Raw genomic sequence first — 12,407 nt, 5'->3', positions numbered from 1 at the left:
CGCCCCTGTGAATTGAGTGCCGAACGCCCTTAGGAAAAGCGCATCGAGAGGTCCAGTGTCTTCACGTCCTTGGTCAGGGCGCCGATGGAAATAAAGTCGACTCCGGTCGCCGCGATTGCCGGCAGTGTGTCCAGCGTGACGTTGCCGGAGGCCTCCAGTTCGCAGCGGCCATCGGTGAGTGCAACAGCTTCACGCATGGCGTCGAGCGTGAAGTTATCGAGCATCACCCGTTCCGCACCGGCGTGAATTGCCTCGCGCAGCTCTGCCAGCGTTTCCACTTCCACCTCTACCGGCAGCTCGGGCGCGACGCCTCGCGCCGCCTTCACTGCGGCGGCGATGCCACCGCTGGCCGCAATGTGATTCTCCTTGATAAGAAACGCATCAAACAGCCCCAGGCGATGATTGTCGCAGCCGCCGCAGCTGACGGCGTACTTCTGCGCCATACGCAGGCCGGGCAGGGTTTTGCGGGTATCCAGAAGCCGGGTGTGCTGGTCGGCGATACGCTGGCGGTACTCGTCGCAGCGCGTGGCGGTGCCGGACAGCGTCTGCAGAAAGTTCAGCGCAGTGCGTTCTGCGGTGAGCAGCGCACGTGCCGGGCCGTGCACGGTAAACAGCGTCTGTCCCGGTGTCAGCACGTCACCGTCCTCTGCCTGCCAGTCGAGCTCGCAGCGGGCATCGACGGCGGCAAACACCGCGGTCGCCCAGGGGCGCCCGCACAGCACGCCGGCTTCCCGGGTAATGACTCGCGCCGACGCCGTACTGTCTTCGGGAATGAGCCGGGCACTGATATCGCCGCTGCCAACGTCCTCGGCGAGGGCGCGTTCGACGTCGGCGTCGATTACCTGTTGCGCTATCGGTAACTGTGGTTTCATGCGTGTGGTGTGGCTGCTGGTTGGCGGACGAGGTAGCGATGATAGCAGGGGTGGCGGGCGCCGTCAGTGAGCGAGGGCGGGCCTGGCGACGGCGGGGATGTGAAGCCCCGGGGAGTCATGCATGACGCTCAGGGTAGACGGAGGGCTTGTGCCGCAGGCGCGCTGGTGTCCATCGCCGAACTGCAATGCTCGGCCCCCGGGCTGTGTGCCGGAGCTTCTCGTGCTGCACAATATTTCGCTGCCACCCGGCGAGTTCGGCAACGGCTGCATCGAGTCCTTTTTCTGCAATGCGCTGGAGACCTCGGCGCATCCCTGGTTTGCCAATATCGCGGGCGTGCAGGTGTCCGCCCATTTCCTCGTGGACCGCGAGGGAGCGATCACCCAGTTCGTCAACTGTGACCAGCGTGCGTGGCACGCGGGTGTGTCGTGCTTTCAGGGCCGCGAGGCCTGCAACGATTTCAGCATCGGCATTGAGCTGGAGGGCACGGACACGACGCCCTACAGCGATGCCCAGTATCACGCGCTGTCCGCCCTGATACCGGCGCTGCTTGCGGCATACCCACAGCTGTCTGTGGAGGCCATTGTCGGTCACAGCGATATCGCGCCCGGCCGCAAGACCGACCCCGGCCCCGCCTTCGACTGGGCAAGGCTGCATCGTGACCTCGCCGCCCGGGGGCTCGGTCCGGCTGCTGCCGCGTCATCAGATGCGATCACTTGTCCACCGGGTGCGGCGCCTTCTGCTAGGCTGGCCGGGACAGGGCTGCGTGGGGGCATGCAGGGCATGAATGCACAGCTGGATCACGGGGGAAGCGATACCGTCACCGGGCCGGGGCGTATATCGCTGAGCGGTGGCAGTCGCGACGAGCGACTGGCGTTCACCGTCGCCTTCCACCCGGTTCGCGAGCTCATCGGCACGCGCGCTGAATGTCCGCTGCGCCGATCCGACAACGCCATCACGCTGGGGCGGGACGCCCCGACCTTCAGTCTGCCAGGCAGTGACCCCGCTCGCGCGCTCCTCGATCCGCACGTCAGTCGCCGCGCCATACGGATTACCGGTGGCGGGCTGCAGTGGCAGGTAGCGCGCCTGCAGGGAAGCAGTCGGCTGTGCGTGGACGGGCGCGATGTCTTTGATCACGTGGTCATTGACGCGGTACGCCTGCGCGCCGGTGTGAGGCTCATGCTCGCCCACAGCGTGGTCCTGCTGATGCGCCTCGAGCCGGTCTCGAGCGTTACGGCGGAATGCTCCACGGTGGAAGGCATGCTGGGCAGCAGCGCCTACACCCGATCGCTGGCGCAGCAGGTGGCGCGCGCCGCCGCGATTGACAGCGACGTGCTGCTGCTCGGACCCACCGGAACCGGCAAGGACCTGCTGGCCCGCTCCATCCACGCGCAGAGCCGGCGTGCGACCTCGCCCATGGTGGCGGTGAATATGGCGGCCATACCCGCTGAACTTTCCGCGGCAACACTGTTCGGCTCCGCGCGCGGCGCGTTTACCGGCGCTACGGATCGTCGGATGGGCTACTTCGAGCAGGCCGACGGCGGCACCCTGTTTCTGGATGAAATCGGCGATGCCCCCCTGGTGCTGCAGCCGCAGCTGCTGCGCGCGCTGGAGCAGCGCGAGGTGCAGGTAGTGGGCGGCGATATCCGCCCTTTCGATGCGCGCATCATTTCCGCGACGGATACCCCGATCGATGAAGACGGGGCGGACTTTCGCGCCGCGCTGCGCCATCGCCTGGGCGCCGTGGAAATCCGCCTGCTGCCGCTGTGCGAGCACCCGGAGGACATTGGCCTGCTCGCCGCGCATTACCTGGCGCTGGCGCTGCAGGAATCCCGCGGCGAAGACCTCTGGTGCCTGTTGGCAGACAGTCCCCTGGCGGTGGGTCGCTGCGCAGCGCTGTTCGACCTGCTGCTGGCCCACGACTGGCCGGGCAATGTCAGGGAACTGGTCAATACCCTGCGTCAGGTAGCGATCTCCGCGGATCGGGACATGCAGCTACCCGCCGAGCTGGTCGACCGGCTTCTGGATAGCGCCGGCGCGGAGGACGCCCGGGAATCGCCGGCCATCGGGGCGGGCAGGCGACCGGAGCGGCCCCTGAACGAGATCAGCGAGGCAGACTTTGCCGCCGTGTGGGAAGCCGGTGATTACGAGGTTGCCCGCGTTGCCCGCAAGCTCGGCGTGTCCCGTCAGTCGGTGTACCGACGGGTGCACGAGTCTCCGGATTACCGCCTGGCGAGTGATCTGTCGCTGGAGGAACTGCGCGATGCGCTTGCCGCTCACGGTGGCGACTCGCGCCGCGCTGCCAGGGCCTTGCGCGTGTCGTTCACGGGCCTGCGTGCGCGGCTCAAGGACGTACAGGCACTGGCCGAGAGGGCCAGCTCACCGGGCTCCGATGACTGACGCGGGCGGCTGTCCGCGGGCAGGGAGCTGGCCTTGAAAATCGGCCGCTACCGCATCCAGCGTCAGATTGCAGAAGGCGGGCAGGGACGCGTGCTGCTCGGTCACGACCCGCGGCTCAAGCGGCGGGTGGCCATCAAGCTGTATCGGCTGCCGGACCAGCGCGAGAGTCGCCGGCAGGCGCTGCGCGAGGCCCGGCGCAGTGCGCGGCTGGACAGTCCCCGTATCACCCGCGTGTACGATGTACTGGTGGCCGGCGATGATCTCGCAGTCATCATGGAATACGTCCCCGGCTGTGATCTGCGCGAGGTGCTGCGCAACACGCGCCTGTCGCTGGCGGCGGCGCTGTTCATTGCCTCCGATATCGCGGCGGCGCTGGCGGCCGCGCGGCTGTCCCAGACCGTACACGGCGACATCAAGCCGGCCAACGTGCTTATCGCCCGCAGCGGTCGGGCAATGCTCGCCGACTTTGGCGTTGCTCTGGTTGACGGTGGCTCGACCGCCGTCGGTTTCAGCAGGGGTGCGCTCACCCCGGAGCATGTCCGCGGCGAATCGCTGTGTTTCGCCTCGGACATGTTCGCCCTCGGCGTACTGATCTACCACATGGTGAGCGGCGTGCGACCCTTTACAGAGGGTGAGGCCGGTGAGCAGGCCATGTGCGAAGGGCGCTTCCTGCCACTGTCCTCTCACCTTGGCGAGGGCGATATTCCGGCGGAGCTGGATGCGCTGGTCAGCGCTCTGCTGGCGCCGGACCCGCGCTACCGACCGGACAGTCTGCACGCTGTGCGCCAGGTGCTGCGCGCGGTCGCGGTGGCGCTACCGCTCGGCGATTCCGCGCCGGTGCGCTCGGAAACCCGGGCGTTTTACCGCAGTGAAACCCGTAACGATCTGCCGCCGGCGCTGCTGTCGGCCTTTGGCGGCGAATCCGCCGGCCGCCGCGTCGCCGACAGGATTCAGGCGCTGGCGTCACGTCGACCGTTGCTGACGGCGCTGGGTGGCGTATCTGCGCTGGCGCTGGGGATTGCCGCGTGGTGGCTGCGCCCGTCACCGTGCCTGGAGCTGGAGGCACCGCAGCTGCGCGTTGATGGCCTCACCACCATCAGCGCCGATATCGGCCGCAACTGGCTGCAGACAGAGCTTCGCCAGGGCGTTGAGACACACCTGACGCGGGTGCGCACGGTGGGGTTGCTCGGCGACACGGGACCTCGCGTCATCGGCCGTACGCCGCAAAAGAGGGCCTGTGCGGCGGATCACCGTCTACGCCTGGCACTGGACTGTCGCCGGGGTCTGTGCCTGCTGTCCCTGCAGAAAGACGCGTCTCCCGCCGGAGGCGGGGTGCCGCTGTATGCCGATGCGTCACTGGAGGCCTGGCGCAGTGCCATTCACAGCCTGGTGGTCACTGCGCTTCCCCGGTGACGGGTTGCGCCGCAGGGCAACGATTACGGCCACGTGTCCTCAAGCTGTTGCCCCGCCGTGATGGCCCTGATCAACCGTCGGTTCAGCGGCAGCTCCAGTCCGGTAACCGCCGGATGCCCGATAAGGTAGCCGTTGATGAAGTCGATTTCGGTGGGTCGCCCCCCAAGCACGTCCTGCAGCATTGAGGAGCGGTTCTGCGCCGTGCTGTGGATCACCGCCAGGACATCCTCCCGCAGCGAGGATGCGACGCTGTCCCTGCCGGCGGCGCGACAGGCAGCGGAGACTTCGCTGCAGAGGGTGGTGAGCAGGGGGCGATAGGTGGCGCTGGCCAGCTCGCCGTTGCGGCAGCGGTAGGCCGCCGTGAGGGGATTGATGACACAGTTGATGGCCAGCTTGCGCCACAGGGTGGTTTCGACAGCGTTGTCCCACTGGCAATCCCGAAGCCTGCCCCAGCTGTCGCGGAACCAGTCCGGAGGCGCCATGGCAACACCCGGCAGGCCGATGCGGGTGGTGCCGCTGCCGGCCTGTACTGTGTGTCCTGCCGGATGCCGCCAGGCGCCGTCAGTGGTGGTGCCGCGAAAGGCGGTGAGGCCGAGGGGAAGGTCGCTGGCGAAGCCCATGCCATTGGCCAGAACGAGCACGGTGCTGTGAGCCTGCAGGCGATGACAGATGCTGTGGATGGCCGGGTCGACGGCGGCCGCCTTGGTGCTCACCAGCAGTCGCGGTATCGGCGTGGGATCCCCCGGGGGCGACATCGGGAAGGTGTGCTGCCGTGTGAGGCCACCGCTGTCCAGCGTCAGGGTTCGCCGCGCCTCAGCGTCCCCCCGCGACAGCAGTACCACCCTGCAGCCGGCGTTCGCAAGTCGGTGGGCGAACAGGGTGCCGATGGCACCGGCGCCGAGAATATGCCAGTCCCGCAGGGCAGCGTCAGATGGCACGACAGGTTCCCGCCGGCGTCGGATCGGCAAGGCGGGCACTGAGATCGCGCAGGCCGTCCTGCAGCTGTGGCTCGTCAATGGCCGCATTGCAGGCAAACCACAGCAGCTCGAGATAGCGCGCCACGCGCCGGGCGTCGCGGAACAGCGCCGATTCCGCAACGCTGACCGGTCGCTGCAGATAGGCCTGGAGCAAGGCCGTCGCCGCGAACGGCCCCTCGCTGGCAACCGCCAGATCGAACCAGCAACTGCCGCAGGCCGCGTATTCCCAGTCCAGCGCGTACAGGCGGCCACGGTGATACAGGCGGTTGGCCGGGGTGAGGTCGTTGTGACAGATCACGCCGGCAGCGGCGTCTGCATCGAGCGCCTGGCAGGCCTGCCTGAGGGGCGGTGCAATTACTTGCATAAGGATCCCGGTCGCGGCGCCGCAGCGCGGGCGCAGCAAGGCTTCGTAGTGCGCCACGCGTGCCGTTAGCGACAGGCGGGGGGCGTCGGCAACCTGCAGGGAATGGATGGCCCTGAGCAGCTGTGCGACGTCGGCGGGTTGGCTGAGCGGCGGCAGGCTATCCGGTTCGAGATAATCCACCAGCAGCACGCCGGCATCTGCATCATGGAAGCGCGGCGCCGGTGCGAGACCGGCGGCGGCCGCTGCGGCGTGCAGACGGAATTCCGTGTCCCGGTGAATGGCGTTGCGCGCCGGGTTCACGCCGTCGATCCGCAGCACCAGGGTCTCGTCGCCGGCGTGAACCCGAAAACTGTGGTTGCTCGTGCCGCCGGGCGACAGGGGGCCGCCCAGAGTCACCGGGCCCGCACCCGGCGCCGGAGACCAGTCGCCGCGCCTTTTGTTGACCAGCCTCAGGCTGTCCTGCAGTGCAGCCTGCAGGCGGACAGCGCTGCGCGAGCTCGCGGGCTTGGGCGCCGTCGTCATCAGAAGCGGTATTCGCCGGTCACGCCGACGCGCCGCGGCGCCGCAAACTGATAATAGGGTTCAACCGCGTAGCCCTTGCGCGGGTCATTGCCGAAGGCGCCGAAGCCGCGCACGTAGTAGTCCCTGTCGGTGATGTTGCGCACCCACACACCGAGCGTCCAGGCCGGCGCGCGGTAATCCAGACGCAGGTGCCCGAGCGTTGTCGAGCGTGCCGTGGCGTTATGGCGATCGGAAAAATAGAAGTTGTCGCTGCCCTCGATCTCCGCGCGCAGCTGCCACCGGTCTGCAAACTGATAGGTGGCACCGGTGCTGAACTGGTAATTGGGCGCGTGCGCCTGCTCGCGGCCGGACAGGTCTTCCCCCGCCGCATTGACGTAGTCGTCGAACTCGGCGTCCAGCAGGCCAAGGCTTGCATAGACCTGCAGCTGTGCCGATACCTGCCAGTCCATCTCCCACTCCAGCCCGATATTGCGTCCTGACGCGGCGTTATCGGTGTAGTCGATAAACGCGGTGCTGCCGTCGGGCCGCGGCAGTGCCAGCGAACCGCGCGCCTGCTGGTCGCGTCGGTCCATGTAGAAGAGAGCGACACGGCTGGACAGGCGCCCATCGAGGAACAGTGCCTTGTGCCCCAGTTCATAGTTCCACAACAGCTCCTCATCGTAAAATCCGTTGCCGGCAAGCGCGGAGGCGCCGGCCTCGGTCAGGGCCTGCGGATCGGTGGACAGGACGCCGGCGTTCACGCCGTTGGCGCGATACCCCCGGGAAACGCTGGCGTACACCAGGCCACCGTCGCCGTAGCGATATTCCAGCGCGAGCTTGCCACCCCAGAGCGTATTCTCCGGGTTGGCGCGCACGCTGTTGCTGTCCGTGTAATCCATGTCGCGCCGGGCGAGGCGCAGTCCCGTACTCAGCGTGAGCTGTTCGGTCAGCGCGGTATCCAGCTGGGCGTAGGCGGCGATGGTCTGCGTCCGATAGTCACTGGTGAAGTCCTCTGCCAGGTAGGTGTAGCGGCGGCGCAGCGATTCATCGTCGTCGAGATAGTACAGCCCGGCAACCCAGTCTGCCTGCAGCTCGCCGATACGCAGCGGCTGCAGGGAAGACTGCCGCAGCTGGGCGCTGGTGCTCCGTCGCTCGCGCAGGTAGCGGTCGAAGGAAGAATATTCGAGTCCGGGTGCGATGCCGACGAAGCTCCAGTCTTCATCGAAGGCATAGTCGGTGTCGGTATCGGCCAGCGTGAGCATGAGCTCGGTGAGCATCGTCTCACCCTCAATATTCCAGGACAGGCCGAGGGCGTTGCTGCGCTGCCGGTCGTGTCCCGGCTGGTCCGACAGCGTGGTGCGGGTATTGTCGAGGGAGAAGGCGTCGTAGCCATTGTCGATATCGATGTGCATCAGGTTCAGATCCACGGCGTGGCGTGCGCCGGGCAGCCAGCGCAGGTGAACCTGTGACGACAGCTCATCCAGGTTGTTGGTGTCGTCGCGGTTCAGGAAGGCGTTCTCGATGTAGCCGTCGCTGCGGTGCTGGTTGATCGAGGCGCGATACAGCAGCGTGTCATCGATAAGGGGTCCGGTGACACTCGCCCCGGCGGTGCGCTCGCCGTAATCCCCCAGCGTGGCGCGAACGCGCGCCGCGTGCTCGGCCTGTGGAGCCGCCGTACGGATGTTGATCAGCCCGGCCAGGGCATTGGCGCCGTGCAGCGTGCCCTGGGGACCGCGCAGTATCTCGACCTGTTCGGCATCGAACAGGGTGCCCGCGGCGCCGAGACCGCTGAAGTCGATACCGTTGATCAGCAGCCCGACGGAGGGATTCAGCGGCTCAACGAACTGGCTGCGCTCCCCGACACCGCGAATCTGGTAGTAGCGCGCGCGGGAACTGCCCCCGGAAAGGTTGACGTTGGGGGCCAGTGCCAGAATCTCCTCCAGATGCTGGGCGGCCCTGGCGGCGATGGTGTCGGCATCGGTGACGCTGGTGCTCGCCGCCTGATCGAGCAGGGACGTCTCGCGCAGTTCGGCGGTGACAACAATCTCCGGCAGAACGGACGACGACTGTGCGGCGCAGAGGCTGCACAGCAGAGCACTGCCGGCGAGCAGCGGCAGGGTCTTGTGGGTTCGGTGGTAGGTCATGCGCTTCACTCCCGTCAAAGCTGAGAATGGCGCGGGAGGAGAGCAGGAGCTGCGATCACCATCCCTACGCCGGTATGATCCGGATCAGGTTCGAAGGGTCCGCTCGTGGAGCGTCTCAGGCCTGGGGCCTCCCCTTGGTTTGCGGCGCGAGTATAGTGCGCCGCGGCGGCTCTCGCAATAACGTGGCATTGCCGATTTTTGTGACGAGCGTCTCATTACCTGTCGCCATGACGCTTGCTGTGGCACACGGCAGTCGCAGAGCGTTGGCGCGGGCGCGGGTAGTGGGCATACTGCGATTACTGGCGGGCGACGTGCACGCTGACGCGTGCGTGAAAGGAGACAGGCAATGAGGGTGGGTGTGCGGTATGTCTGACAAGCCGGTGACGGCGTCACCCGCCGGCGCAGGCCGGAGCCATGGCGACGATATTGCCGTGAACAGCGATCTCCTGACCGGCGTCCTCGATGCCCATCACAGGCTGCAGGCGGATGATGCGCTTCCCGAGTTGATGCTGTTCCTGCTGTCGCAACTGCCCGTCAGCCTGGGTGCACCGGCGGCTGAGCTGCACCTGCTGGATGCCGACGGCGACATCGGTCGTGCGCTGCCGGCATCCCTGGCTGAGAATCGCGGTCTCACCCTGAGCAACGACTCCCTGGCGCTGCAGGCGCTGTATGCCTCCACCCCGCAGATCGAGATTATCGATTTTGCGGATGAGCGCATGTTCCGGGTGCTTCCCTGGGCTCCCTCGGCGAACGGGGCCGTGTTGATCCCCCTGCTGGATGAGGGGCGACTGGCCGGCAGCTACCATCTGGGCCTCGCCCAGGAGGCGCCCGGTGGCGGCCGTGCCGAGCTCAAGCTGCTGCAAAGCCTCATGCACGGTGTATCCCTGTCGCTGCAGCGCGCATTGCGCCGGGACAAGGCGGATGGGCTGATGCTGCTGGATGCTGAGACCGGTGTCGGCAATTCGCGCGCCTTCCAGCGCGTGCTCGAGCGCGAGATTGCACGCGCCCTGCGCACGGCACAGCCCCTGTCCGTGCTGCGCATCAAAGTGGATAACCTCGATGACCTCTGCAGTCACTACGGCGAGGCGGCCTGTCGCTTCCTGATGCGGCGCCTGGCACAGCGCGTGGCCTCCTGTCTGCGGGAGACCGACCATCTGTCGCGGGTGGAGGACGATCAATTCGGTGTGCTTCTGCCGGCCTGCAGCGAGCCGCATGGCCACGATATCGGCGAGCGTCTGTGCAGCGACATCCGGGATTTCGCCATCGATGACGGTCGCGGTGGCGTACTGTACAGCACATTCAGCATCGGGGTCGTCAGCTGGGATCCCGCAACCCTGCCTTCTGACAGCCGCGAGCGGCTGGTGGCGATGCTGGAGTCCGAAGCATCCTCTGCGCTGACCAAGACCGTGAGGCGCGGCGGTAACGGTGTCAGCATTTCCCGGCTGGGCGCCCTCATGATCTGACCGCCGGTGGCGGCCCGAGGCTGTGATTCCCGGGCCCCTGCGTGCTAGTATAACGCGCCATTTCGCACCTTCCCGGGCCAGTTTCTCCGCTCGATTGCCCGTTGGGAAAGCCGAGGAAGAATCGCCTATGAATCTGCTGATGCTGTTGCTGCTGATCTTCGCTGCCGTCGCCCTCATGGTGGTTCTGGGTGAGCGCTTTGCCAAACCCGGCAGCCCCGAGCAGATGGCGCGCCTGCGGCGCTGGCTGATACCGCTGGTCGGTGCGGCCCTGGTGCTGTCGATTGTCGATTTCTACTGGCGCTAGCCGCGCCAGAGACTGGCCCCTGTCAGGGCGTAACCCGGTAAGCGGTGCCTGTCGCCGCCAATTTGTGACGAGGAGAGGAAAGACCATGGTGGAGCAGAAGGCAACCAATGTGCACTGGCACGAGGGCGATATCGGGCGCGGCGAACGTGCCGGTCTGCTCGGGCATCGCGGCGCCACCATCTGGTTCACCGGCCTTTCCGGTAGCGGCAAGAGCACCGTCGCGGTAGAGCTGGAGGGTGTTCTGCACAAGCTCGGTGTGCTGTCCTACCGCCTCGATGGGGACAATGTGCGTCTCGGCATCAACAGGAATCTCGGCTTCAGCGCCGAGGATCGCACGGAAAACATCCGTCGCGTTGGCGAGGTTGCCAAGCTGTTTGTCGACAGCGGCGTGATTGCCCTCAGCAGCTTCATCAGCCCCTACGCGGCAGATCGCGACCAGGTGCGCGCGCTGCACGAGGAAGCGGGCATGGATTTCATCGAGGTCTACGTCGACTGCCCGCTTGCTGACGCCGAGGCGCGCGATCCCAAGGGACTGTACAAAAAGGCCCGGGCGGGCGAGATCAAGAACTTTACCGGCATTGATGATCCCTACGAGGCGCCGCAGGCACCCGAAGTCCATCTGCACTCCGAACGCCAGAGTCTCGACGAGGAAGTGGCGGAGATTCTGGCGCTGCTGCGCCAGCGACACATCATTCCCGCAGCGTAGCGGCCCAACACCAGGCCTGCGCCGGACCCCGAATCGAAAGGAGATATCCATGATCAGCCCCCACGGATCCGAACAACTCAATGCCCTCTATGTCGACGACGCCGGCGAGCGCGACGCGCTGGCACGGGAAGCTGACACGCTGCCGTCCCTGCTGCTGAACTCCGCCGCCGCGGCCAATGCCGTGATGCTCGGCGCCGGTTACTTCAATCCGCTGACCGGCTACATGTCCCTGGCGGATGCGCAATCGGTCGCCGAGACGCTGCACACCAGCGATGGCCTGTTCTGGCCGGTGCCCATTGTCAATTTCACTGACGATGCCGGCATCAGCGCCGGTGACCGCATCGCGCTGCGCGACCCCAACGTTGCGGGACACCCGGTGCTGGCGGTGATGGACGTCGAGGGTGTGGACGAGGTCAGCGATGCCCAGGTCTGGGACATGGCCGAAAATATTTTCCGCACCCGCGACCCGGAGCATCCCGGCCTGAAAACCTTTACCTCGCTGGGGCGGCGCCTGCTGTCGGGACCGATCCGGGTACTCAACTTCTCCTACTTCGTCACGGAGTTTCCCGACACCTTCCGCACGGCAGGACAGATACGCGAGGAAATCGCGTCACGCGGCTGGCAGCGGGTGGTGGCCTTCCAGACGCGCAACCCCATGCATCGGGCCCACGAGGAGCTGTGTCGCATGGCGATGGAGGATCTGGACGCCGATGGCATCCTGATTCACATGCTGCTGGGCAAACTGAAGCCCGGCGACATTCCGGCGGATGTCCGCGACGCCGCGATCCGCAAGATGGTCGACGTCTATTTCCCGCCCAATACAGTCATGATTACCGGCTATGGCTTTGACATGCTCTACGCCGGCCCGCGCGAAGCCGTGCTGCATGCGGTATTCCGCCAGAACTGTGGCTGCACCCACCTGATTGTGGGTCGGGACCACGCCGGTGTCGGCGATTACTACGGCGGCTTCGACGCCCAGCAGATCTTCGACGATGAGGTTCCCAAGGGCGCTCTGAAGCTGGACATCTACCGCGCTGACCACACGGCCTACAGCAACAAGCTCGACCGCGTGGTGATGATGCGCGACGCCCCCGATCACGACAAGGAGGATTTCGTACTCCTGTCGGGTACCCGGGTGCGCGAAATGCTGAGTGAGGGCATCGCGCCGCCACCGGAGTTCTCGCGGCCCGAAGTGGCCGAGATACTCATGGCCTACTATCAGCGCACCCAGCAGCGCAGCGGAGCCTGAGGGCCATCACCGCAGC

Annotated in this window: 10 protein-coding genes and 1 riboswitch; of the genes, 6 read left to right on the top strand and 4 right to left on the bottom strand. The window is 66.4% G+C overall.

Features of this window, described 5'->3' with window-relative positions:
• Window positions 1-29: 29 nt before the first annotated feature.
• Window positions 30-872, bottom strand: a complete 843-nt coding sequence (gene nadC, locus EV688_RS07765) for a carboxylating nicotinate-nucleotide diphosphorylase (protein WP_117315492.1) — start codon at window positions 870-872, stop codon at window positions 30-32.
• 121 nt (window positions 873-993) lie between these two features.
• Here nadC and ampD point away from each other — a divergent pair, with 121 nt between their 5' ends.
• Entirely contained in the window at window positions 994-3,270 is a 2,277-nt protein-coding gene (gene ampD, locus EV688_RS17675) for a 1,6-anhydro-N-acetylmuramyl-L-alanine amidase AmpD (protein ID WP_117315494.1), read from the top strand.
• A 33-nt stretch (window positions 3,271-3,303) separates the two neighbouring features.
• A complete protein-coding gene (locus EV688_RS07755) occupies window positions 3,304-4,683 on the top strand; it encodes a serine/threonine-protein kinase (RefSeq protein ID WP_162883809.1) in 1,380 nt (459 codons plus the stop codon).
• A gap of 23 nt (window positions 4,684-4,706) precedes the next feature.
• Here the strand turns inward: EV688_RS07755 and EV688_RS07750 are convergent, their stop codons facing one another.
• The 3 genes from EV688_RS07750 to EV688_RS07740 are packed head-to-tail and all read right to left on the bottom strand — an operon-like array spanning window position 4,707 to window position 8,669.
• Entirely contained in the window at window positions 4,707-5,621 is a 915-nt protein-coding gene (locus tag EV688_RS07750) for a ketopantoate reductase family protein (RefSeq protein WP_162883810.1), read from the bottom strand.
• Complete coding sequence (locus EV688_RS07745; RefSeq protein WP_117315499.1) at window positions 5,611-6,546, bottom strand: phosphotransferase; 936 nt, start codon at window positions 6,544-6,546, stop codon at window positions 5,611-5,613. Before EV688_RS07745 ends, EV688_RS07750 begins: the two co-directional genes overlap by 11 nt.
• Window positions 6,546-8,669 carry a TonB-dependent receptor gene (locus tag EV688_RS07740; RefSeq protein ID WP_117315500.1) on the bottom strand — a complete coding sequence of 708 codons (2,124 nt, stop codon included), beginning with the start codon at window positions 8,667-8,669 and terminating at the stop codon, window positions 6,546-6,548. Before EV688_RS07740 ends, EV688_RS07745 begins: the two co-directional genes overlap by 1 nt.
• Before the next feature lie 44 nt (window positions 8,670-8,713).
• A riboswitch (TPP riboswitch) is annotated at window positions 8,714-8,814 on the bottom strand.
• Window positions 8,815-9,034: 220 nt separating this feature from the next.
• Between EV688_RS07740 and EV688_RS07735 the strand changes: the two genes are divergently transcribed.
• The 4 genes from EV688_RS07735 (at window position 9,035) to sat (ending at window position 12,391) form a co-directional block, all read left to right on the top strand.
• Window positions 9,035-10,132, top strand: coding sequence for a GGDEF domain-containing protein (locus EV688_RS07735; RefSeq protein WP_117315502.1), 1,098 nt, complete (start codon window positions 9,035-9,037; stop codon window positions 10,130-10,132).
• Between the two features lie 127 nt (window positions 10,133-10,259).
• Entirely contained in the window at window positions 10,260-10,436 is a 177-nt protein-coding gene (locus tag EV688_RS17400) for a hypothetical protein (RefSeq protein WP_162883811.1), read from the top strand.
• A gap of 85 nt (window positions 10,437-10,521) precedes the next feature.
• Window positions 10,522-11,142, top strand: a complete 621-nt coding sequence (gene cysC / locus EV688_RS07730; protein ID WP_117315504.1) for an adenylyl-sulfate kinase — start codon at window positions 10,522-10,524, stop codon at window positions 11,140-11,142.
• Window positions 11,143-11,191: 49 nt separating this feature from the next.
• Window positions 11,192-12,391, top strand: coding sequence for a sulfate adenylyltransferase (sat, locus tag EV688_RS07725; RefSeq protein WP_117315506.1), 1,200 nt, complete (start codon window positions 11,192-11,194; stop codon window positions 12,389-12,391).
• Window positions 12,392-12,407 lie beyond the last annotated feature (16 nt).

This window comes from Chromatocurvus halotolerans (assembly GCF_004340525.1).
Taxonomy (GTDB): Bacteria; Pseudomonadota; Gammaproteobacteria; order Pseudomonadales; family Halieaceae; genus Chromatocurvus; species Chromatocurvus halotolerans.
This window is presented reverse-complemented; position numbering and strand designations above follow the sequence as displayed.

Bases quoted from the DNA above. Each gene is read 5' to 3' on its own strand.
- nadC (WP_117315492.1), bottom strand. From the start codon at position 872: ATGAAACCACAGTTACCGATAGCGCAACAGGTAATCGACGCCGACGTC.
- ampD (WP_117315494.1), top strand. From the start codon at position 994: ATGACGCTCAGGGTAGACGGAGGGCTTGTGCCGCAGGCGCGCTGGTGT.
- EV688_RS07745 (WP_117315499.1), bottom strand. From the start codon at position 6,546: ATGACGACGGCGCCCAAGCCCGCGAGCTCGCGCAGCGCTGTCCGCCTG.
- EV688_RS07740 (WP_117315500.1), bottom strand. From the start codon at position 8,669: ATGACCTACCACCGAACCCACAAGACCCTGCCGCTGCTCGCCGGCAGT.
- EV688_RS07735 (WP_117315502.1), top strand. From the start codon at position 9,035: ATGTCTGACAAGCCGGTGACGGCGTCACCCGCCGGCGCAGGCCGGAGC.
- EV688_RS17400 (WP_162883811.1), top strand. From the start codon at position 10,260: ATGAATCTGCTGATGCTGTTGCTGCTGATCTTCGCTGCCGTCGCCCTC.
- cysC (WP_117315504.1), top strand. From the start codon at position 10,522: ATGGTGGAGCAGAAGGCAACCAATGTGCACTGGCACGAGGGCGATATC.
- sat (WP_117315506.1), top strand. From the start codon at position 11,192: ATGATCAGCCCCCACGGATCCGAACAACTCAATGCCCTCTATGTCGAC.